The following is a 22790-nucleotide window of genomic DNA, read 5'->3' on the forward strand; positions in this document are numbered from 1 at the left end:
GATGTATCAAGCACAGAGAACAGATGCCATGTTAGATTTATTGAACCATCAAGAAATTTTAACTACAGAAATGATGATTGAGCGTTTCAAGGTCTCTAGAGATACCGTGAGACGTGATTTTACAAAATTGGCCGATGAAGGCAAAGTAAAACGGGTTCATGGTGGAATTATGCGTTTGGAGTCGGAAAAAGAAGCTTTTTCTTTTAATGATCGTATTAAAGAATTTACTGAGTCGAAGAAACATATTGCCGGTTTGGCTAGAACATTTATTAAATCTAACCAAACAGATTTTTTCGACGTGTCGACTGTTGTTTTGCAACTGGCACAAATGACCGATGTGGCAATGACAATTTATACGCATTCATTGGATAATTCTATTATGTTGAGTACGAATGAGAAAGTTGATTTACATACTTTAGGTGGCAAGTTCTTCCCCAAAAATCGTTTTTTCTATTCACTTGATGAGGCCATGATTTTAAAAAATATTAGCTTCGATGTCGCTTTTATTGGAGCAGCTGGATTAAAAGATGGTCAAGTTAGTTTCGAAAATCAGGAGGATGCTCAAGTAAAGAGATTACTATTAAGTCATGCTAAACAAAAGATTATTTTAGCTGAAAGCACTAAATTTCAAAAATCAGCGACCTATTCAATTGGAACCTTAGCTGATTTTGATTATTTAATTACTGATAAAAAGCCGGCTAAACAAATTATTTCAACAATTAATGTAAAATACTGAGGTGTAGAAATGACTGATATAAAACTAATTTTGAGTGACATTGATGGAACAATTTTGAATGACGAAAATATTGTGGATGGCGATTTGAAGATGACAATAGCTAAATTAAATCAAAAGAATATTAAATTTGTTTTGGCCTCAGCTCGTTCTCCTAGAGGAATGACCCCTATAGCTGAAGAATTACAAGTTTTGGATAATCCAATTGCCTGTTACAACGGCGCTTTAGTTGTAAAAGATTTGCAAGCCGATAATTATTCAACAATTTTGAGTCATGGCCTAAATATCGATGAAGTTGAAGGAATGTTTCAAATTTTACATGAGAAATTTCCTAAAGTTTCTATCAATTTGTATTCAGGGTCGGATTGGTATGTGGAAAAATTTGATAAATGGGTTAAAATTGAGTCAGATATTACAAATGTAACGCCAATTGTAGATAATCTAGATCAGTTGGTAGCAAAACGTAAGATTCCAATTCACAAATTACTTTTGATCAGTGATCCACAGGAGATAGACCGAGTAATGAATTATCTTCGTGATAATGGGTTTCCCAATAGTTCATTTTATCTATCAAAGGATAATTATTTAGAGATAACTGACAGTAACGTATCTAAAGAAAGGGCTCTCCGCGAGTTAACTAATTATTATCAAATAACTTTGGATAATACCATGACTTTAGGCGATAACTTCAACGATATTCCGATGCTTGATTTAGCCAAAGTTGGAGTAGCAATGGAAAATGCTCCTGTCGCTGTCAAAGCTCATGCTAATGTCGTAACTAAAAGTAATAATGAGAATGGAGTCTCCTATGCGGTTAAAAAATATGCATTAAAGGAGTAGTGAAAATTGTCTAAGGTTACAGTTATCAAAGCAGATATAGCTAATTTACCATTTCGTGTTGGCGGCATAGTCAATGCGGCTAATAGTGCCTTGATTCCCGGTGGTGGAGTTGATGGTGCATTAAATGCTAAAGCAGGATCCAATTTGAAAAAAGATATGTTGGCTTTTAAAGGTACGCCTACAGGAACGGCTGTTTATACGAAAGCCTACAATCTAAATGCTGATTATGTTATTCATGCAGTCGGTCCTAGATACGTTAATGGGCATTCAGGCGAAGAGGCCCTATTAACCAGTGCTTATAAGTCAGTGATGTTATTGACTCAGAAACTTAATTTGTGGACAATTGCCGTTCCATTTTTGAGTACGGGTGTTTATGGCTATCCTTTATATGAAGCAATTTGGATCGCTATCAAAACAATTCAGGAATCTCAAGTCGACACGGAAGCTTTTTTGGTAGCTTTCGATGATCGAACTGAAAAAATAGCAAAGAGTATTTTGGAAGAAAACTAGGTAGAGTGTGAATGGGCATATATTAGTTGGTATTCGATTACGCTCAAACTTAAATTAGAATCCTAATTAGGCCTTAAAGGCTTATTTTTTTTGAATCAGGCACTAAAAAGTACCTATCAGACATTAAAGTGCGTACTAGGCAAAAGGGACATTTCATTCTATATTAATAATACAAATTAAACGAATTTAACGGAGGAACATTATGGATCTTCATTTAACAAATAAAAAAGCCTTGATTACTGGCTCTACTAAAGGAATCGGTAAAGCAATTGCCATGGAAATGGCTAAAGAGGGGACTAATGTCATCATCAATGGTAGAAAACAGCCTGAAGTTGATAAGGTTGTAGCGGAAGTTAAGAGTAATTTTCCTAAAACAGAACCACAAGGAATAGCGGCAGATTTAGCTAATGAGTCTGATCGTGAGAAACTATTTCAAGAAATACCTATGGTTGATATTTTGGTCAATAATATGGGAATCTTTCAACCAATGGATTACTTTGATATTGACGATGCTACTTGGGAAAAGTTTTATAGAGTAAATGTTTTAGCTGGAAATGCCTTAGCTAAATTCTATTTGCCTAAAATGTTGGAACAAGATTTTGGCAGAATTATCTTCATTGCTAGTGAAGAAGCGGTTATGCCATCAGGTGAAATGCCTCAATACAGTATGACTAAGTCGATGAATCTGTCTTTGGCAAAGAGCTTGTCAATGTTGACAGTTGATACGCATGTAACGGTAAATACAATTATGCCTGGTTCAACTCTGACTGAAGGGGTTCAGAAGATGTTGGATGAAATGTATAAGGACAGCGATTTGCCTAAAGACAAGTGGGAGAAAGATTTCATGAAGAATCATCGTTCTCGCTCACAAATTCAACGCTTGATTAGACCGGAAGAAATTGGTCGTTTTGCAGCATTTGTTGCTAGTCCAGATGCTTCATCATTTTCAGGAGAAGCATTGCGTGTTGATGGTGGGTTAGTTCCAACCATTTTCTAAACTTAATGCTATGATGGAAGTCATTAGGAGGAGAGAATATGATTTGGTTATGGACTCATTTAATAACATGGATCGTTATGGCGGTTATGATCCTATTGGCTTTATTCACTAATACACACACTAAAGTTTATGAAATGATTACAAGAGTTGGTTATTTGGTTATCATCGCAACGGGAATAAAGTTAGCAATTAGAGCTTGGTCAGTAGAACCAACTCTGCTGATTGTTAAAATCATTGTAGCTTTGATTTTTATCGCTTTAGTAGAAATAGCTTTTGCCAGAAAAGCTCAAAAGAGTTTAAATCGTCCATTGATTTGGGCAGTGTTAGTTTTCTGTATTGTGGTGGCCCTTTTAGGATTTGCTTTAGCAGGATGGTATCCATTCTTATAAAAAAACGACCCGAGGGGTCGTTTTTTAGTTAACCATTTGTTCATTAACATATTGAGCGTAGAGTTTATGATCTTTCATTAATTCTTGGTGATTACCATGACCAGTTACAGTACCTTTTTCGATAAAGTAAATTTGATCTGCATCAACGATTGTTGAAAGTCGATGTGCTATTACTAGAGTAGTACGGCCAATCATTAATTGATCTAAGGCACGTTGAACTTTTTCTTCAGATTCTGAATCCAGACTGGCAGTAGCTTCATCTAGCATTAGAATCTTGGGATCACGTAGGAAGGCTCTGGCGATGGCGATACGTTGTTTTTGACCACCGGATAGTTTGACACCACGTTCACCAATTTGAGTTTCTAATTGTTCTGGAAAATTCTTTACGAACTCGTCAGCATAAGCTAATTGCAGTCCATGCCAAAGTTCCTTGTCAGTCAATTGACGGTCTAATCCATATTGAAGGTTATCACGAATACTACCGGCAAAAACAGCACTATCTTGAGATACATAACCAATTTGGGAACGCCAATTAGCTAAACTGATATCGTTGATTGTCTGTTGATCTACTCTGATCGTACCAGAATCAGGCTGGTAGAATCTTTCTAGTAGGGCAAAGATAGTTGATTTACCACCACCAGAAGGTCCAGCAAAAGCTATAACCGTATTAGGTTTTGCCTCGAATGAAACGTCATGCAAAATGGGATGATCTTTGTCATAACTGAAATTCAAGTGATCAGCTGTAATTGTTTTTCCTTCAACATCGATATCTTGACCGGTAGTCGTCTCAGGTTCAGTACTTAGGATTTCCTGAATTCTTTCAGTTGAACCCATAGCTTTTTGAACTTGAGAGAAGAAGGTAGCAAAACTAGCTACGGGAGTAATGATATTGAATAAATATAGTAGGAAAGCAACTAGTGAACCACTTGTTAGAGTTCCTTGTTGAATTCTGACAGCACCATAACCAAGGATACCGACGAAGATTCCTAACATAACAGTTGTCATGATTGGCTGCAAGACAGCCTCAACTTTAGCATCCTTGATACCAACTTTGAAGATACGGTCAATCAAAGTTCCGCCGGTCACTTTTTCAAATGTTTCACCATTACTTGACTTGATCAAACGGACTTCAGAAAGCTTTTCACTGGCATCGGCATTGAAATCAGCTGTTGCGGCTTGAAGTTTACGGCCTAAACGAGACATTATCTTTCCAATAGGGAGCAGGATTAGAACAATAATTGGAACAACACCAAACATTAGAGAAGCCATTTTCCAATCCATAAAGAAGAGGATGACCATTGAACCAACTAATTGAATTGCTCCGGTTATGAAATTAGGGAATTGAGCGGTAATTAAATCTTTGATAACACTAGTATCGTTAACCAGGCGAGAACTGCTTTCACCTGATTTATGATCATCAAAATAATCAACTGGTAGTTTTAACAGGTGAGCCCAGAGTTTCTCACGTAGAGTTTTAACCGAACTTTCACCAACGTATCTTAAAATGTAGCCACCGATTGTTCCAAAGCCTAATTGGATTACGAAGGCTAGGATTAAAACGACTAACATTTTACTGTCTATTTTTGATAGGCCACTGGTATCAACTAAATTTTTTGTTAACTGAGGGACTATCAAACTGGCACCACTGGTAACTAAACTTAAAAGCATTCCTAATAGGAAAAGAGCTTTTTTCGGATTGACGCTGTTGATCAGCTGTAGAAAGTCTTTGAACTTGAAGGTGCCAGTTCTTTTAGGTAGATCACGTCTCATCATTGTTCCATTACGCATTTTTATATCCTCACTAAATTAAAATTCATTTCCACGCCAGAAGTTATTATGAAAATCTGGTCTATGACCGTGGTTATCATGATCACGTTGGTCATGTCTAGGGTCGAATCCAGGCATCCAGCGTCTGTCGAATGGCATGTTACGCATATCTTTTCTCATCTCATCACGCATACGATCAAGTTCTTCAGGATCCATGTTTTGATGCATTTCCATCATTTGATCACGCATGTTTAACATAGCCTTGAAGCGATCAGTTGGATCAACGAATTTTTCGGAGTTCTTTTTGAAATCATCGTCCCAACCATCAGAAATTTTTTGAAGGTAGATACTAAATTGTTGTTTTTCGTCATCAGTTAGACCGGCTAAGAAAGTTTCACTATAGCTTTCGTTTTTTAAAGATGCATTTTCTTCAGCTTTTTGACGTCCCTCATCAGTTAGATAGACATGTTTGCTACGTTTATCCTCAGGATCTTCTTGACGCTTGATGAGACCTTTAGTTTCCATTTTCTTCATCAATTCAGCTAGAGAACTAGGTCTAAGGTCTAGGACATTGGCTAAATAGTTTTGGGTCAAACCATCTTCTAATTTCAAAACGGCTAAGACGCGTTGTTGACCAGTTAGTTTTTGTTTCTTTTGCCCCATGAAGTAGTTGCCTGCTTCACCGATAAAACGTAATTGTTTCATTAAATCATCTGTAAGTTTACTCATATTTTGTATTCCTCATTTCATTTTTAAAATTAATTCGGTACCGAACTTTATTACGAGAATGAATTATAGTTCGGTACCAAATTAATGTCAACGATTTATTTCTAAAAATTATGTTGAAACAAAATAGTTGACTTTAATAATTAAAATCTCTAGAATACAAACAGTAAAAATTATCATTTATATATGTGAGGGAAATATGCGCCAGAATATTATATTGGAGTGTAGTAGGACTAACGAACGACTCTATCTAACAAGCAAGAATAAACAAAATAACCCAGAACGTTTAGAACTAAGAAAATATTCACCAAAATCAAAACAAAGAGAAATTTTTAAAGAGGTAAAATAATGGCTAAAAAATCAAAGATTGAAAAGAATAAGAGACAAGCAGAATTGGTGGCAAGATACGCTGAGATCCGCAAGCAATTAAAAGCTCAAGGTAATTACATAGCTTTATCTAAGTTACCTAGAGATTCAAGTCCTGTTAGAATTAAGAATCGTGATTCATTAGACGGACGTCCACATGCATACATGCGTAAGTTTGGTATGTCACGTTTAAACTTTCGTAAGTTAGCACATGAGGGTAAAATCCCTGGTGTTCAAAAAGCTAGCTGGTAAGGAGAAATTATGGAACAAGTAAAAACTGCCACAGCATACAGACAATTGAAGAGTCCTAACATCAAGACACGTAAACGTGCTTTGCGTGCGATTAAGGATAGTAAGAAGAGATAAAAATAAGCAGCGACTATTTAGGATAAACATCCTGAACAGTCGCTGTTTTGATTTTTCAAGTTATTTTCTAATCGGATTTATTTTTATCTAAAGGCAACTTCGTTATAATTGGTGTATTAAATTATTTGGAGGAATTTGATGGCAGACTATAGAATTGAAGAAGACACTTTGGGTGCAGTAAAGATACCTCAAGAGGCTCTCTGGGGACCACAAACAGAGCGTAGTCGTAATAACTTTTCCACAGGTGCAAAGATGCCTTTAGAAATCATTAAGGCTCTCTTACAGATTAAGAAAGCTGCCGCAATTGCCAATAATGAAGCTCATGCAATCAGTTCAGAAAAAGCTGATTTGATTGTAAAGAGTATCGATCAATTATTGAGTTTAAGGGATGAAGAACTGCAAAAGGATTTTCCCTTGGTGGTATACCAAACAGGTTCTGGTACACAAACTAATATGAATGTGAATGAAGTAGTTTCACATGTTGCTCAAAAGATTGATGATAAATTAGAAATTTTACCAAATGATGATGTCAATCACGGTCAAAGCTCCAATGATATTTTTCCTACTGCAATGAACATCACAGCGGCTTTGGCTGTGGATAAACTAGAAGAATCAACACAACATTTAATTGATGAATTAAAACAGAAACAAGAAAAGTATTGGAAAGTAGTTAAGATTGGTCGTACACATTTACAAGATGCTACTCCGTTAACTTTTGGACAGGAAGTTAGTGGTTGGGTCAGCATGTTAGAACATGACCTCTCATACTTGAAGAATCTCAATCAAACACTTAGCGAGTTAGCAATGGGGGGGACTGCCGTTGGAACGGGATTAAATGCTGCTCCAGGATTCGCTGATAAAATTGCTGAACAGATGGGCCAAGTTTATGATCATCCATTTACAGCTGATACTAATAAATTCTATGGTTTAGCTGCACATTCTGGTTTGAATGTTGTGCATGGTGCTATCAAGACTTTAGCTAGTGACTTAATGAAGATAGCCAATGATGTTCGCTTTTTAGCAAGTGGCCCTAGATCTGGTTATGGTGAGTTGAATATTCCTGCCAATGAGCCAGGATCATCAATTATGCCGGGAAAAGTTAATCCTACTCAAGCTGAAGCAATCACTATGGCTGCTGTGCGTGTGATGGGAAATGATGTTGTTGTCACAATGGCATCTAGTCAAGGTAACTTTGAAATGAATGTCTACAAGCCAGTTTTGATCAGTACCTTCTTAGAGTCCGCTGAATTGCTGACAGGAACAATGTATGGTTTTGCCGATAAAATGGTTGCTGGTTTGACTATTAATAAAGAACGTATGACTGAATTGGTTGATCGCTCACTCATGACAGTTACAGCTTTATCTCCACATATTGGTTATCATCAAAGTGCAGAAATTGCTCAAAAAGCTCAGGCTGATGGTACAACTTTGAAAGAAGCTGCTATTAAATCAGGCCTAGTAACAGAAGAACAATTTGATAAATGGGTTGTACCGATTGATATGACTAACGTTGAGGAGAAATAACATGGCAGAAAAATTTATTTTTACACCTACTAAAATCGACCAATTAAAGGACAATTATGATGTAATAATTATTGGCTCTGGTGGTGCTGGTCTGACAAGTGCTATCCAAGCTTATGAATTGGGACTTTCTCCGGTTATCTTAGAAAAGATGGATAAGCTTGGTGGTAACACGACTCGTGCTTCTTCAGGGATGAATGCCGCTGAAACATTTGTCCAGTTGAATCATAAAATTGTGGATAGTTTTCAAGATTTCTACGATGAAACTTTTGTCGGTGGAGGAAAACAAAATAATCCTGAACTGTTAAAATTTTTCACTGAGCATGGGGCTCTAGCGATTGATTGGTTGGCACAGCACGGAATTGAACTGGATGATTTAACAATTACTGGTGGAATGAAAACGATGCGTACACACCGTCCTAGTTCATTGGCACCAATTGGTGGTTACTTAGTAACAGAATTGTTGAAGTTAGTGGATAAATATCAAATTCCTTTGTTCGATAATATTAAAGTTGATCAACTACTGATGAAAGATGATCAGATTGTTGGTGTGAAAGCATTGGCAAATCAAGAAGTTGAAATTCATGCAAAAGCTGTTGTTTTAGCTACTGGTGGATTCGGCGCGGGAAAGGATCTTTTAGCTAAGTATCGTAAAGATTTGACTAGTTTAAAGACAACTAATCAACCTGGTGCTACTGGTGACGGAATCAAATTGGCTCAAAATGTTGGAGCAAAATTGGTTGATATGGACCAAGTTCAAGTACATCCAACGGTTCAACAAGATACACCACATGCCTTTTTAATCGGTGAAGCTGTCCGTGGTGAGGGAGCAATTTTGGTTAACAATCAAGGACAACGTTTTGTTAACGAATTGGATACACGTAAGAATGTTACCCAAGCAATTGATGATTTAGGTGGAACTGGAGCCTATTTGATCTTGGATACAAGCATTCGCCAACGAGTTAAAGCCATTGAGTTTTATGATCATGTCGGCTTAGTAGAAAGTGGAAAAGATTTAACTGAATTGGCAGAGAAGACGAATTTAAATCCGGAGAATTTGCAAGCAACAGTAGAAAAATGGAATAAAGCCGTTGAAGCTAATAAAGATAGTGAATTCAATCGTAGTACAGGAATGGAAAGAACCATTTCTCAAGGACCATTCTTTGCAATCCATATTGCACCTGCCGTTCATTACACAATGGGTGGTGTAGCGATTAATCACAATACCCAAGTTTTGAATACTGATAATCATGTTATCAAGGGATTGTTTGCAGCAGGAGAAGTAGTCGGTGGATTACATGGAAATAACCGAATTGGTGGCAATTCCATTGCAGAGACTGTAATCTTTGGACGTCAAGCAGGACAACAAGTTTTTAAATATTTGAAATAGAGAATAGTCATAACTTTTTTAACTAAAGAAGTGCACACATATCAGCCGTATAGAGTATATCGGTTAATATGTGTGCACTTTTCCTGTTTAAGGATGAAATAATATGTGTTAAATATGCTTTCATCTAATTTCAGGAAGAATCAAAATCTAAGTAAACATTTTTTGTTACATTTTTTTTGATTTGGTGATGTAGTAGAATGGATGTTAACAAATTTAATAAAATTATTTTTAATATTTAACAAATGGGGGATTAAATGAATTTTATAGGGCCGTTATGTCTAATTCTAATTACAACTACAATAGCCGGCCATTTTGCCAATCGTATTGGTATACCTGCCGTTATTGGTGAATTACTGGTGGGAATCGTATTAGGACCAGCAATACTTGACTGGATCAAACTGGATGGATTAGTTAGTGCTTTTTCTGACATCGGAGTTGTTATTCTGATGTTTTTAGGTGGACTAGAAAGTGATTTGAAACTATTGCGAAAATACTTACGTCCAGCTGTTATCGTAGCTATTTCTGGAGTTATTTTGCCAGTTCTAGTTATGGGTGGAGTAACTTATTTATTTGGCTTTACTTTCTTAGAAGCTTTATTCATCGGGGTTGTCTTTTCGGCTACTTCTGTTTCTATTTCAGTGGCAGTACTGAAGCAGTATAAAGCTTTGTCGACTCGTGAAGGGGCTACTATTTTAGGTGCTGCGGTAGCGGATGATATTATCGGTGTTTTATTATTATCATTGATGATCAGTTTGTTGGCTAGTCAAGGAATTCACGCTGGTGGACATCAGCCGGGAATTTTGATTATTCTTTTGGAACAGTTGGCCTTTTTCTGTGGAACCTTTTTACTGGTAAAATGGATTGCACCATATTTGATGCATTTAGGTGAACGTCTAATTGTGCCATCAAGCGTTACAATCATGTCGATGATTATTTGTTTGAGTATGGCTTGGCTAGCTAATATAGTTGGTTTGAGTGGTGCTATTGGTGCTTTCTTTGCCGGAATCGCCGTGGCTAATACGCCATATAAGAGTGTTCTGGCCGATCATGTTGAGCCCTTAGGAAATTCAATATTTATACCTGTTTTCTTTGTAAGTGTTGGGTTAAATATGACTTTAAATCATTTTTTGAGAAATTTGATTTTGGTCATCGTATTAGTTATTTTAGCTGCTTTAACTAAGTGGATTGGTTGTGGGTTAGGTGCTAAACTTAGTGGCTTTGATAATTTAAGTAGTTCAGTTATTGGAACAGGTATGATAGCTCGTGGTGAGATGGGTTTAATTACCGCACAAATTGGTCACCAAGCCGGTCTATTGAATAATACTGATTATTCAGCCATTATCTTGGTTATTATTTTAGTAACTTTGATTTCACCATTATTATTAAAACAAACTTTAAAAAAATCATTGGCTCAAGATTAATTGTGGGTATCAGTCATTTGCGACTGATACCTATTTTTTTATACAAATAAATAAAATGGTTGATTTTTATTTATTTAGGATGTACTGTATTAGTGTAGTAGGACAGTACGGAGGAAAAGTAATGGAATATATTGATAACATTCCGATATATTTGCAGATCAAGGAAATTTTATATCATAAGATTATTGCACATGAATATGAACCGGGTTCGCAATTGCCGTCGGTACGCCAGTTAGCAGTTCAATTTACGGCTAACTCTAATACCGTTCAAAAAGCTTTAAAGGAAATGACCGAAGAGCATATTATTGCGGCCCAACGTGGTAAAGGTAATTTCATAACGAGCGACGAGACAATTATTGGGGAATTGAGGGATCGTATTGTGAAGAGTACATTAGATGAAACATATGATAAATTACACGCTTTAAAAATGAGTAATGACGAAATAATTGATAGTTTTATCAACTATGTTAAACAGAGGGATGATGACCATGAGTAAAATTCTGGAAATTGATAATCTTAGTTATCGAAAAAATAGTAAGACAATTTTAAATCATATTAATTTGAGCTTAGATAGTGGAAAAATTATTGGGTTGTTAGGTGAGAATGGATCTGGTAAAACCACTTTGATGCGTTTGATTGCGGGGGTTAATGCTAGTAGTGAAAAGAATATTACCGTTAATGGTATGACACAGAAATCTAAAATTAAATCTCAAGTTAGTTTGAGTGATTATTTAGACGGCTTTGCCAAAAGTTCAAGGATTGATGATATCGTTAGATTCTATCGTAATGCTTATAATGACTTTTCTGATGAAAAATATAAAGAAATCTCTGAATATTTGAATTTAGATGGAACTAAGCGTTTAGCATCATTATCAACAGGTACCCGTGGAAAATTAGTAATAGCTTTGGCCTTATCGAGAGAAGTTAAATTATATCTTTTGGATGAGCCCTTAAATGGTATCGATAGTATGTCACGTAAGAAAATCATCAGTAGTATTATTCGTTGGAAGACTGAAGATTCAACAATTATTATCAGCGACCACTATGTGACCGAAATCGCTAGTTTGTTGGATGATATTGTGATCATCAAGGATCAGACAGTTTACGAAGTCGATTCTGTAGAAAATATTCAAATGAAATATCATTTAGGAATCGAAGAATATTACGAAAAGGTTTATGAAGGGGGATTAGCCCGATGAGTGATTTTTTTGGAGTAAGTAAAAACCTAATGTGGAATAAATTCAAATTGATGAATTGGATTTTAGTAATTGACGCAATAGCTATTGTAGTTATTTTTTTCATCAATCTTTTTAAAATGGGATATAGTAGTTTTGAATTTATTCCAGTACTATTTGTTTCAAGCATAATGATCGTTAATTTTGTTAGTGTTGTCATGTTGGCACGTGTTAATGAACGTGTCCTGACAAGTAGTAATTATCGTTTGATTCCTATTTCTGATACTAAATTATATTTAAGCAATATCTTAACGACATTTTTGGCAATGGTTTATCTATGGATTGTGGAAACTGTTATAAATGGTTTAGTAGATTTAATCGCTATAATAATTAAATACTCTAAATATAAGCAGTTAAATGGCAATATTAGTTCTCAAGATATTATGTCGGCAATTCAACTTTTACTATTTATGGCTTTAGCCACTATCGTGGTTTGGTCTGGTATTACTTTGATTCATTTTATTGTTAATTTGGTCAGTGGTTTTTTACCATTTGGTCGACAAAAATTTGTTTTGTTCTTAGTTTATTTAGTTGTTATTGGCTTATCGTTATGGGCCTTTAATTATATTATGATTAATATTTTCACAGCCTTTTATCAAAATGGTTTCCAAATTGATACCGTTAGACAGTTGAACTCAACTCTGTGGATTGGTTCAGGTATTGCTTGCATTTGGATAGCACTCTTTAGTGTTATTAATATTTATTTGATGAAACGTTGGATTGAAACAGTTCGTTAAGAAAAAAAGATCATCCGAAAGGATGGTCTTTTTTTGCATATTAGTGATTTTGAGTTGTGTAAGTTGTTGATTCTTTTAGGAATTCAGTATCGTCGGGATCAGCTCCAACACGCTTGTCACTATCCAATTGAGCAATCTGTTTCATTTCTTCAGGACTTAAATTGAAATGATAGTCGAATAACTGGATGTTTTCCTTAATACGATTCTCGTGAGTTGATTTAGGGATGATAATTTCACCACGTTGAATGTGCCAACGTAAGACTACTTGTGCTGGTGACTTTTGATGATTTTCGGCAATTTGTTTAATAACTGGATCGTCGATAACCTTGTTGACACCACCGCCAAGTGGACTCCATGATTCATGGGCAATGTGATGTTTCTTTAAGTATTCGTGAAGATCATTTTCTTGGAAATAAGGATGAGTTTCAATTTGGTCAACCATTGGAGCAATCGTGGCTGTTTTCATCAATTCTTCAATGTGATGTGCCTTAAAATTGGAAACACCGATAGCTTTAATTTTACCTTGCTTGTATAGATCTTCCATGGCACGCCAGTTTTCTTCAAAACCAGGTGCTGGCCAGTGAATTAAGTATAAATCTAGGTAATCCATATCTAATTTTTTCAAAGATTTATTGAATTGTGCGATAGTTTCATCGTATCCACGAACATCGTTCCAAACCTTAGTAGTTACAAAAAGATATTTACGATCAATTCCGGTTGCTTTAATTGCTTTGCCGACTGCTTCTTCGTTGTCATAGAAACTTGCGGTATCAATGTGTCTGTAGCCATTTTCAATAGCCCATTTAACGCTATTAAGGACTTCATCGTCGTTCATTTGGAAAACACCTAGACCGACTTGAGGAATTGTAACACCGTTTGCTAATTCAATATAAGGAATATTTGTTGCCATAAAATTACCTCCCATTTTTCAAATCCATTATAGCGCTGACTTGCTAATGGCGGAAGTTCTTCATTTGTATATAAATTGTTTAAAATATGTAAAGCTTATAAAAATATATTTTACAGAAAGTTAATCGTTAATTTACATAGCTTTGTTAATCTAAGACTGTTCGACAAAATGAAATAGAAAGTTGGGAGTTAGTTATGAAAAAAGGGCGATTATTAACCGCTTTTCTAGGGGTATTTTTATTATTAACCGGTGTTTTAGCTGGTTGTTCTTCAAAGAGTTCAGCTTCACCAAAGGCTGGTAGCAACAGTAGTAAGGAAATCACAATGGTTTTCTATCCAAACGAATCAGCCAAAAACTTCAGTGCTTCAAGAAAGGCATTGAAGGAAGAATTACATAAAGCAACTGGTAAGAAAATCAATATTCAAACGACTACAGATTACAATATTGCCATTGAAGCCATTGCTTCAGGTAAAGCTCAACTAGCATTCATGGGTGCCGATGGTTATATCCAAGCACATGCCAAGAATGAAAAAGTTGTTCCATTGCTTCTACAATCAGGTCCTGATGGTACAACAAAGGGTGCCAGTTACCGTTCATATTTGATGGTTCAAAAAGATAAAGCAGACCAATACAAGAAAGACGGCAAGTACAGCATTGATAACATTAAAGGTAAGAAAGCATCATTTGTTTCAACAAGTTCAACTTCAGGTTTTGCCGTACCAACAGATGAAATTCAAAAGCACTTTAAATTAAAGAATAAGGATCAATTATCAGAAGGTGGCAAGTTCTTTGATAAAGTTCTTTACGGTAGTACTCACCCAGGTTCAGCTATTAACTTGCTAAAAGGTGACGCTGACGTTGCTGCATTTGATGATGGAGATCTTACACCATTCTTGAAAGTTACATCAGGTAGTTATGACAAAGTTGGTTCAACATTCACTGTTAGAAGTGATGCTGATGCACCATTTGCAGAATTCAAGGGTAAGGAATTAGTTAACCTTTCAGTATTGCCAGTTCAAAATGGACCTTTTGTTGTAAACTCAAAGGCTCTAAGTAAAGATGATATGGATGCAATTGAAAAACACTTTACATCAAAAGATATTACAAATAATAAAGACCTATTCTCTGACGGAAAAGGTAAAACACCAACTCTATGGCAAAAGAAAACAGACAAAACTGTTCTTCTAAAAGTTGATGACGAATGGTACAAACCTACTCATGAACTAGTTGGTAAATAAAGAGGCGGCCTATGTTAGAAGTTAAGAATTTAGACAAAAGTTACCAAAAAGATCATCCAGCTCTAACAAACATATCTTTCAGTGTTAAACCAGGGACATTTGTAGCTATTATTGGACCATCTGGTGCAGGTAAAACTACAATTTTGAGAAGTTTGAATCAATTGATCAAAGATGACAATGGAGAGATTCTTCTTGATGGTAGTGATATTCGCTCAGCTAATAAAGCTCAATTAAGAAAATATCGTCGTCAGATTGGAATGGTTTTTCAAAATTACAATTTGGTTGAACGATTGACCGTTATTGAAAATGTTTTACATGGTCGTTTAGGCTATAAATCAACTTTGGCTGGTGTTTTCGGTCGTTATACTCAAGCCGAAAAAGAAGAGGCTATGTCTTTATTAAAGAAAGTTGGTTTGGAAGATTTTGCATTACAAAGATGTTCTGAGTTGAGTGGTGGTCAAAAACAACGAGTTGGAATTGCTCGTTCTTTGATTCAACACCCTAAGGTTATCTTGTGTGATGAACCGATTGCCTCGCTTGATCCAGCATCTGCGCAAACGGTAATGCAATTACTTAAAGATTTAACTGAAGAATACAATTTGATTTGTGTTGCCAATTTACATCAAATAAATATGGCAAAAAAATATGCTGACCAAATTATTGGTATTCGTAAAGGACAATTAGTCTTTGACGAGGCCGCTGATTTGTTATCAGAAGATATTTTGAGGACGCTCTATGATCAAGACATTACAAAGGAGCTTGAATAATGCAATCTTCTGCAAAATATTTAACACGCAAAGGTTGGTATCAAACCGCGATAATCGCAATTATTGGCGGTACCTATATATTAGGTAGTTGGATTCTAAACTTTGATAATTTAAGCGTACTAGTGGCAGTTCCCAGAGCCTTTGGGTGGTTAGGTGTAAACTTCCAGCCTACAGCTAAGTCAGTAGAGTATCTACCTAAGATTTGGCAAAAATTGATGCAAACGGTGTTGTTGGCCATTTCTTCAACAGTAGTGGCTGCTATTATATCCATCTTTGTAGCTCTAATTGGTTCTAAAGTCACTGGTATAAATGGCTTTGTTCAATTGATTGTGCGTGGAATAGCTTCTTTTTTTAGAAATATTCCATTAGTTGCATGGTCAATGATTTTACTATTTTCATTTAAACAAAGTGATTTTACTGGATTCTTAGCTTTGCTGTTAATGTCCATTGGATTTTTAATCCGTGCTTTTATGGAGATTATTGAAGATGAGGCAAGTGAGACAATGCTAGCTTTGAAAGCTACTGGAGCAAGTTACTTTCAAGTTATTTTTCAAGCGGTTTTGCCACAGATTTTGCCAAGTGTTCTAAGTTGGATTCTTTATATGATAGAAAATAATGTTCGTGATGCTACGTTAGTTGGAATTTTGACAGGTACAGGGATTGGATTTATTTTCGATTTATATTACAAGAGCTTTAGATTTGATGCTGCTGGAATGACTGTCTTGTCCATTATTATTGTGGTAATTGGATTGGAATTAATTTCAAATCAAATTAGAAAGGTGATCTTATGATAGATAGCGAAGATAGGTTTATTAAAAAACCTCAGTTACCAAGTTCACCCAACATTAAACTACATGAGACCAGTTTGTCCCGAGTAATGATTTTGTTAGTATTCGTCTCATTATTATTGATCACAGGTTTTACACTGACACATTTGGATACTGCTAATGTGCAGTTAAATGCGGCAGTTAAGGAATTAACATCAACACTCCACCAAATGTTTTTACAACCTAATACTGGTAGTGATGGATTAGGAGAATTATTACAAGGCTTAGGAATGAGTTTACTCATTTCAATTATGACAACCATTATTGGAGCTGTATTCGGTTTTTTCTTTGCCGTCTTAGCTTCTAAAAATCTAACTAATGTTTATCTAGGAACAATTATTAGAGTCATCATGGCTGTTGTAAGAGCTATTCCAACAATTATCTGGGCTTTGATCTTTTCCATTGTGTGTGGATTAGGATCAACTGCGGCTATATTAGGATTAAGCTTCCACAGTGTGGCTTACTTAACTAAAGCTTATTCAGAAAGTATTGAAGGAATTGATAAATCTACTATCGAATCACTGGAAGTTACAGGAAGTAAATTTTGGGTAATTGTATTTCAAGCTATTTGGCCAACCATCATGGCCTCGTTCGTTTCATGGACGTTTATTCGTTTAGAAATTAACTTTGCTAATGCAATTGCCGTTGGTGCTGCCGCTGGTGCCGGAGGAATTGGATATCAATTGTTTGTTGCTAGTGGTATGAGTTTTGATTTTCATGAAGTAGGATTTATCGTTTACTTAATTATTTTAGTAACATTTTTGCTTGAGTTTATTGCGGTCAAAATAAGACATTTCTATTTAGATCGTTAAGTTAGGGAGAGAATTTTTATGATTGAAGCAGTTATTTTCGACTGGGCGGGAACAACCGTTGATTATGGGAGTTTAGCACCAGTCATCGCATTCAAAAAGGCATTTAAGGATGCCGGAATAGAATTAAGTGATGAAGAAATTCGTCGAGATATGGGAATGGCTAAGTGGGACCACATTGGCAAGATTCTTGAGCTCGATGATGTTAAGCAGCAGTGGCAAGAGAAATATTCAGCATTACCCAACAATGATGACCGTAAAAAAATTTATGCCGGTTTTCAACAATCATTGATTCATTATTTAAAAGAATATACAGAATTGAAATCAGGTGTATTAAAGACCTTCAATTATTTGAAGGATTACGGCATTAAAGTTGCAACTACTACTGGTTATACTGCGGAAATGATGAAAATTGTTGAATACAAAGCTGCAGAATATGGCTATACTCCTGATTTGGTTGTGACGTCAGAGGATGTCAATAATCAAGGACGTCCTTCTCCGGCAATGATCCAATTGATTATGAGAAAATTCAATATTGATAATTCCAAAAAGGTAATTAAAGTAGGGGATACTTTAGTAGATATTGAAGAAGGTCGTAATGCTGGTGTCAAAACAGTTGGGATAGTCGAAGGCAGTAGTTTAATGGGATTATCACAGGTTGAATTTGATGAATTGGATAACGAGCAACAAATTGCTAAACGTAATGAAGTAAAACGTAAATTTGAATCTGTTAATGCTGATTTTATAATTGATAGTATTTATGACTTGGTTCAAATTATTGAATATTTAAATGAATCGATGGATAAAAAATGGTAAAAAAATATTTGCTTCTAACACCCGGACCATTAACCACTAGTGAAAAAGTAAAAGGTGCAATGGATTTTGATTACTGTACTTGGGATGACGATTATAAAAAGATTACACAATCATTTCGCCATTCGCTACTAGAAGTAGCACAAGTTAGTGAAGAAGAATATTCAGCCGTACCGATTCAAGGTAGTGGAACTTATGGAGTTGAATCAGTAATTAGTTCGATTATTTCTGACAATGATAAATTACTAATCGCTATCAACGGTGCTTATGGTAAACGTATCAGTGAAATGGCTGATGTTTATGGAATCAAGCATGTTGATTTGGTTGTTGACGAGAGAAAACCTATTACTCTAGAACAAGTTATGAAGGTTTTGGATGAGAATCCAGATGTAACTCACTTTGCAATGATTCATTGTGAAACAACAACAGGAATTCTAAATCCAATTGAAGAAATTATTTCTAAGGTCAGTGATCGTGGAATAATTACAATTGTTGATGCAATGAGTAGTTTTGGTGGAGTTCCAATCGATGTGAAAGCTAATAAAATTGATTTCTTGATTAGTAGTTCTAACAAGTGTATTCAAGGTGTACCTGGATTTTCATTTGTTATTGCTAGAAGAAGCACTTTAGAAGCCGCCAAGGGAATTGCCAGAACATTGTCGCTTGATCTATATGGTCAATATGCTGAAATGGAACGTAATAATGGTAAGTGGAGATTTACTTCACCAACTCACGTTGTTCATGCTTTTGCAGAAGCTCTAAAAGAACTAAATGAAGAGGGTGGAGTAATAGCCCGCCATCAACGTTATGTAAATAATCAAAAGCATCTGGCTTCTGGTATGGAAGAACTTGGTTTTAAAGTTTTAATTGATGAAGAATTCCAGTCACCAATTATTACGTCATTTATTTATCCAAGTGATGATTTTGATTTTCATGAGTTTTATCAAGAATTAAAAGAAGATGGCTTTGTTATTTATCCTGGAAAAATTTCTCAAGTACCAACGTTTAGAATTGGTAATATTGGAGAAGTTTACGATGAGGACATTACAAAACTATTGTCAGCTGTAAAGGAAATCGTTAATAGATAAAAAAATACTCAATCGACCCTAACAGTCGATTGAGTATTTTTTAGTCTTTATGATCAATTAGATGAGCGATTGAATCGTAGTATCTTAAGTATAATAATTCGCAACACTCCCACCAAGTACCAGCAAGCAAGGCACTTCCGATAACGTCACTGGGAAAATGTCCCCTGAGGTATACTCTTGAAATGGCAACGATGATGAGCCAGATTATTAATAATCCTGTAATAGTTTTTCTAGTAGATACTTTTTTTATAGTTGGTAAAACTAGAAAAATTAATGCCAGAATAACTAGAGTAGTTCCAAAGACATGTCCACTGGGGAAACTATACCCTGAGGCGGGAATGATTTTTCCTAGTGGTCGTTGACGTCTGACGGTCATCTTTACAAGAAAGGCAATAACATTTCCACTAATTAGAATGAAACCAATCCATAAACTAGAATCTTTTTTACCTCTTTTGAAGAGAATAAACATGATTAATAATAGATAAATAACATCCATTATAGGGCTGCCTAAAAATGTAATTGTAGAAAATAATTTAGTGTTAGTAGGTGATACCATGCTTCCTAAAATATTTTGAATAGAGTGGTCAAACCCTAAAATGAAAGAATTATTGCTAACAATCATAATCTCTAGTAAAAAGAAGATAACTACATAGATTAAGGAAAGCCACTTTCTGTGATTATTTGGTTTAAATATCAAAATAAAACTCCTTTGGATCAAAAAGATAAATGTACACATCCGTAATTGCTTTAAGCTTTGATTGTAATATTATTTTCATGAGATTTACAGTAAATTACATATTTTTTTAAAAGATATTTAATTACACAAAATAATATACTAGCTAAAGTCATTAATGATATAATCTAATCTACAAAAGGAGGCTTAAAATGCTCACATTAATGGCAGCCAGCACAACTAGTAGCTCGGCACCGATATTAATTGCTATTGGGGTAGCAATTCTTGTAATTATTTGGTTATTTATCAAGACAGGAATTGCATTGTTACATCATCCAATAATTGGGATTATCCTAATTCTTTTAGGGGTATTAGGATTGTGGAATTATCTCATTATCGGTATTGGGGTAATTGTTGGTGGAATAGTTTTCCTAGTTATATCACAGTTTTTCAGCAATTAATGAAATTACAAAGCAGGGCGCTTGCCTTGCTTTTTTTGTTGGTTGAAGTTTTGTATACGAATTGAAAATATATCGAGATTAATTATTTGATTTTTTTACTAAAGTATTCGATGATAACGATTGCAGGCAACTTATATAGTTATGCATAAATGTTAATTGAGGTTTTCGAAAGGAAAGTGTTAATATGACAAAAATGATAGCTGGACAAGCTTTAGTAAAAGTTCTTGAGGATTGGGGTGTTGACCACATTTATGGTGTACCTGGTGGTTCAATCAATCATACCGTTGAGGGTCTTTATTTAGAAAAAGATAAAGTTAAGTATATTCAAGTACGTCATGAAGAGGTGGGAGCAATTGCTGCCTCAGCTGATGCTAAATTTACGGGTAAGATTGGTGTTGCTTTTGGTTCTGCTGGTCCTGGTGCTACACATCTATTCAATGGATTGTATGATGCTAAGATGGATCACGTTCCTGTTTTGGCTTTAGTAGGTCAAGTACCACAGGAAAATATGAATACTAATTACTTCCAAGAAATGGATGAAGGACCAATGTTTAGTGATGTTGCAGTTTATAACCGTACCGTCACAACGGCAGAACAAATTCCTTATGTAATTAACCAGGCTATTCGTGAAGCATATCGTCAAAACGGTGTGGCAGTTGTTATCTTGCCAGAAGATTTAACAACTAAAGAGATTGATTACACACCTGCCAAGACACCAAAGATTGTAAAGAATACTTATTCTCAAACGATCAACCCAGAAGATGTTCAAAATACTTTGAAAATGTTGAAAGAGGCCAAGCATCCATTAGTTTATGCTGGACGTGGTTTGCTAGGAGCAAGAGACGTTTTGACTAAGTTCTCTGAACAATTCAATATTCCAGTCATGAATACAGTTCCAGCATCTGGTGTTATCAGTACCGATCATCCTAACTTTATCGGAACTTTTGGTAGATTAGGAAGCAAGTCAGGGTTTGAAGCTTTACAACATACTGATTTGATTTTGTTTATTGGCTCAGAATTCCCATTTGCTAGATTCTGGCCAGAAAATGTCAAGATTATCGATGTTAATAATAACCCCTACGATATTGGTAAAACAGTTGATGTTGATTATGCAGTTATAGCTGATGCGAAGAGTTATTTGCAAGCTTTGATCGATACCAAAGAAACTTTGCCAGCTGGTGTTTGGTTGAAAGCTAATCAAGAAAATAAAGCTAACTGGGACAAGTGGTTAGACAAGCTCGCCAAGGATGATAGTGATGGATTGAATCCTGAAACAGTTACAAGTAAAATTGCCGAAATGGCCGGTCCTAATGATACTTATGGTGTTGATACTGGTAATGTAACCGAATTTGGTGTCCGTGGATTGCCAATGAATCACAACCAACGTTTTGCCTTGTCAGGTTTATTTGCAACAATGGGCTTTGGACTACCAGCTGGATTAGCTGGTGCCTTGAGTGTTCCTGAAGGACAAGCTTGGACTCTATCAGGTGATGGTGGATTTTCAATGGTAGCACCTGATTTGATTACTGAAGCTAGATATGGATTACCAGTTGTTAATGTTATTCTTTCAAATGAAAGATTAGGTTTTATCTACTATGAACAAGTTGCATCAAAACAACACTTATATGGAGTTGATTTGACAGGTGCTGACTGGGCTAAAGTAGCCGAAGGACTTGGTGGCATCGGTTTTACCGTTAAATCAATTAAAGATGTTAATGAAACATTCGATAAGATCAAAGAACTACAAGCTTCTGGAAACAAGAAACCAATCGTCGTTAATGCAGTAATCAAACAAGATGACCCAGTGGCAACGGCCTTTATGCCTTTGGATCCTAAGTTGTATGGTCAAGATGCAGTTGATGCTTATGCGAAGAAGTATCATATTGATGTTAAAGAACAACCTTCACTCGGAGAAATTCTAAGAGCCCAAGGAGACAATGATTAATGTTAAAGATAACTTATTTAGACGGTGGTATAGAAAAAACAAAAGAATATAAAAATGGCGATCAGTTTGTAGCCATTCAACAATTGGAAGTACCTGATTTTGAAGATTACGTCAAAATTGTCCGTGTGACTGAAGATAATCAAGAATTATCATTGAAAGATTCTACGATGTACGGTCTATATAATTATTTGATAAACAAGTAAAATAAAAGACGGGATAAAAAATTATCTCGTCTTTTTATTTTTATAAAAATGAGGAAAT

General features: G+C 35.5%; 27 protein-coding genes. 23 read left to right on the forward strand and 4 right to left on the reverse strand.

What is annotated here, in order from left to right; translation table 11 throughout:
• Window position 1: 1 nt before the first annotated feature.
• The 5 genes from ATN92_RS17775 to ATN92_RS17795 all read left to right on the forward strand — a co-directional run bounded on the left by ATN92_RS17775 (window position 2) and on the right by ATN92_RS17795 (window position 3469).
• Window positions 2-736 carry a DeoR/GlpR family DNA-binding transcription regulator gene (locus tag ATN92_RS17775; RefSeq protein WP_056954436.1) on the forward strand — a complete coding sequence of 245 codons (735 nt, stop codon included), beginning with the start codon at window positions 2-4 and terminating at the stop codon, window positions 734-736.
• A gap of 9 nt (window positions 737-745) precedes the next feature.
• Window positions 746-1573 (forward strand): Cof-type HAD-IIB family hydrolase, encoded by an 828-nt coding sequence (locus ATN92_RS17780; protein ID WP_056954437.1) that lies wholly within the window; start codon window positions 746-748, stop codon window positions 1571-1573.
• Window positions 1574-1579: 6 nt separating this feature from the next.
• On the forward strand, window positions 1580-2083 hold the full coding sequence (locus ATN92_RS17785; protein ID WP_056954439.1) for a macro domain-containing protein: 504 nt from the start codon (window positions 1580-1582) through the stop codon (window positions 2081-2083).
• Window positions 2084-2285: 202 nt separating this feature from the next.
• The gene (locus ATN92_RS17790) at window positions 2286-3080 is read left to right on the forward strand and encodes an SDR family NAD(P)-dependent oxidoreductase (RefSeq protein WP_056954441.1); all 795 of its coding nucleotides are present in this window, start codon (window positions 2286-2288) and stop codon (window positions 3078-3080) included.
• Between the two features lie 38 nt (window positions 3081-3118).
• The gene (locus ATN92_RS17795) at window positions 3119-3469 is read left to right on the forward strand and encodes a DUF1516 family protein (RefSeq protein ID WP_056954443.1); all 351 of its coding nucleotides are present in this window, start codon (window positions 3119-3121) and stop codon (window positions 3467-3469) included.
• Window positions 3470-3493: 24 nt separating this feature from the next.
• Here the strand turns inward: ATN92_RS17795 and ATN92_RS17800 are convergent, their stop codons facing one another.
• Complete coding sequence (locus ATN92_RS17800) at window positions 3494-5257, reverse strand: ABC transporter ATP-binding protein (protein ID WP_087721263.1); 1764 nt, start codon at window positions 5255-5257, stop codon at window positions 3494-3496.
• An 18-nt stretch (window positions 5258-5275) separates the two neighbouring features.
• Complete coding sequence (locus ATN92_RS17805; RefSeq protein WP_056954444.1) at window positions 5276-5965, reverse strand: MarR family winged helix-turn-helix transcriptional regulator; 690 nt, start codon at window positions 5963-5965, stop codon at window positions 5276-5278.
• Between the two features lie 196 nt (window positions 5966-6161).
• On the opposite strand from ATN92_RS17805, the gene rpmG reads away from it, so the two are divergent.
• From rpmG to ATN92_RS17850, 9 genes are all read left to right on the forward strand, one after another.
• The gene (rpmG, locus tag ATN92_RS17810; protein WP_054642465.1) at window positions 6162-6311 is read left to right on the forward strand and encodes a 50S ribosomal protein L33; all 150 of its coding nucleotides are present in this window, start codon (window positions 6162-6164) and stop codon (window positions 6309-6311) included.
• Window positions 6311-6580, forward strand: a complete 270-nt coding sequence (rpsN, locus tag ATN92_RS17815; protein WP_056954446.1) for a 30S ribosomal protein S14 — start codon at window positions 6311-6313, stop codon at window positions 6578-6580. The genes rpmG and rpsN overlap by 1 nt, the downstream gene beginning before the upstream one ends.
• Before the next feature lie 9 nt (window positions 6581-6589).
• Window positions 6590-6694, forward strand: a complete 105-nt coding sequence (locus ATN92_RS17820; protein ID WP_158106809.1) for a putative metal homeostasis protein — start codon at window positions 6590-6592, stop codon at window positions 6692-6694.
• Window positions 6695-6832: 138 nt separating this feature from the next.
• The gene (locus ATN92_RS17825; protein WP_056954447.1) at window positions 6833-8218 is read left to right on the forward strand and encodes a class II fumarate hydratase; all 1386 of its coding nucleotides are present in this window, start codon (window positions 6833-6835) and stop codon (window positions 8216-8218) included.
• Window position 8219: 1 nt separating this feature from the next.
• Window positions 8220-9605, forward strand: coding sequence for a flavocytochrome c (locus ATN92_RS17830; RefSeq protein ID WP_056954449.1), 1386 nt, complete (start codon window positions 8220-8222; stop codon window positions 9603-9605).
• A gap of 254 nt (window positions 9606-9859) precedes the next feature.
• Window positions 9860-11026: a cation:proton antiporter gene (locus ATN92_RS17835; RefSeq protein ID WP_056954450.1), complete on the forward strand. Its 1167-nt coding sequence runs from the start codon at window positions 9860-9862 to the stop codon at window positions 11024-11026.
• 121 nt (window positions 11027-11147) lie between these two features.
• Entirely contained in the window at window positions 11148-11522 is a 375-nt protein-coding gene (locus ATN92_RS17840) for a GntR family transcriptional regulator (protein ID WP_056954451.1), read from the forward strand.
• A complete protein-coding gene (locus ATN92_RS17845; RefSeq protein WP_056954452.1) occupies window positions 11515-12225 on the forward strand; it encodes an ATP-binding cassette domain-containing protein in 711 nt (236 codons plus the stop codon). The genes ATN92_RS17840 and ATN92_RS17845 overlap by 8 nt, the downstream gene beginning before the upstream one ends.
• Window positions 12222-12998, forward strand: coding sequence for a hypothetical protein (locus ATN92_RS17850; RefSeq protein WP_056954454.1), 777 nt, complete (start codon window positions 12222-12224; stop codon window positions 12996-12998). Before ATN92_RS17845 ends, ATN92_RS17850 begins: the two co-directional genes overlap by 4 nt.
• Before the next feature lie 40 nt (window positions 12999-13038).
• Here the strand turns inward: ATN92_RS17850 and ATN92_RS17855 are convergent, their stop codons facing one another.
• Window positions 13039-13908, reverse strand: coding sequence for an aldo/keto reductase (locus ATN92_RS17855; RefSeq protein WP_056954455.1), 870 nt, complete (start codon window positions 13906-13908; stop codon window positions 13039-13041).
• A 194-nt stretch (window positions 13909-14102) separates the two neighbouring features.
• Here ATN92_RS17855 and ATN92_RS17860 point away from each other — a divergent pair, with 194 nt between their 5' ends.
• From ATN92_RS17860 to phnW, 6 genes are read left to right on the forward strand one after another with little or no spacing between them, the layout of a single operon-like run.
• Window positions 14103-15146: a phosphate/phosphite/phosphonate ABC transporter substrate-binding protein gene (locus ATN92_RS17860; protein ID WP_056954456.1), complete on the forward strand. Its 1044-nt coding sequence runs from the start codon at window positions 14103-14105 to the stop codon at window positions 15144-15146.
• A gap of 11 nt (window positions 15147-15157) precedes the next feature.
• Window positions 15158-15913: a phosphonate ABC transporter ATP-binding protein gene (phnC, locus tag ATN92_RS17865; RefSeq protein ID WP_056954457.1), complete on the forward strand. Its 756-nt coding sequence runs from the start codon at window positions 15158-15160 to the stop codon at window positions 15911-15913.
• Entirely contained in the window at window positions 15913-16704 is a 792-nt protein-coding gene (locus ATN92_RS17870) for a PhnE/PtxC family ABC transporter permease (protein ID WP_056954458.1), read from the forward strand. Before phnC ends, ATN92_RS17870 begins: the two co-directional genes overlap by 1 nt.
• Window positions 16701-17552, forward strand: a complete 852-nt coding sequence (locus ATN92_RS17875) for a PhnE/PtxC family ABC transporter permease (protein WP_056954460.1) — start codon at window positions 16701-16703, stop codon at window positions 17550-17552. Before ATN92_RS17870 ends, ATN92_RS17875 begins: the two co-directional genes overlap by 4 nt.
• A gap of 18 nt (window positions 17553-17570) precedes the next feature.
• On the forward strand, window positions 17571-18365 hold the full coding sequence (phnX, locus tag ATN92_RS17880; protein ID WP_056954461.1) for a phosphonoacetaldehyde hydrolase: 795 nt from the start codon (window positions 17571-17573) through the stop codon (window positions 18363-18365).
• Window positions 18359-19450: a 2-aminoethylphosphonate--pyruvate transaminase gene (gene phnW, locus ATN92_RS17885; RefSeq protein ID WP_056954462.1), complete on the forward strand. Its 1092-nt coding sequence runs from the start codon at window positions 18359-18361 to the stop codon at window positions 19448-19450. The genes phnX and phnW overlap by 7 nt, the downstream gene beginning before the upstream one ends.
• Window positions 19451-19490: 40 nt before the next feature.
• Here the strand turns inward: phnW and ATN92_RS17890 are convergent, their stop codons facing one another.
• Complete coding sequence (locus ATN92_RS17890; protein WP_056954463.1) at window positions 19491-20147, reverse strand: phosphatase PAP2 family protein; 657 nt, start codon at window positions 20145-20147, stop codon at window positions 19491-19493.
• A gap of 188 nt (window positions 20148-20335) precedes the next feature.
• Here ATN92_RS17890 and ATN92_RS17895 point away from each other — a divergent pair, with 188 nt between their 5' ends.
• The 3 genes from ATN92_RS17895 to ATN92_RS17905 all read left to right on the forward strand — a co-directional run bounded on the left by ATN92_RS17895 (window position 20336) and on the right by ATN92_RS17905 (window position 22732).
• A complete protein-coding gene (locus ATN92_RS17895; protein ID WP_056954465.1) occupies window positions 20336-20584 on the forward strand; it encodes a hypothetical protein in 249 nt (82 codons plus the stop codon).
• Between the two features lie 184 nt (window positions 20585-20768).
• Window positions 20769-22529 carry a pyruvate oxidase gene (gene spxB, locus ATN92_RS17900; RefSeq protein WP_056954466.1) on the forward strand — a complete coding sequence of 587 codons (1761 nt, stop codon included), beginning with the start codon at window positions 20769-20771 and terminating at the stop codon, window positions 22527-22529.
• On the forward strand, window positions 22529-22732 hold the full coding sequence (locus tag ATN92_RS17905) for a DUF4649 family protein (RefSeq protein ID WP_056954467.1): 204 nt from the start codon (window positions 22529-22531) through the stop codon (window positions 22730-22732). Before spxB ends, ATN92_RS17905 begins: the two co-directional genes overlap by 1 nt.
• The last annotated feature ends 58 nt before the right edge of the window (window positions 22733-22790 follow it).

The sequence above is a fragment of the Companilactobacillus bobalius genome (genome assembly GCF_009764355.1).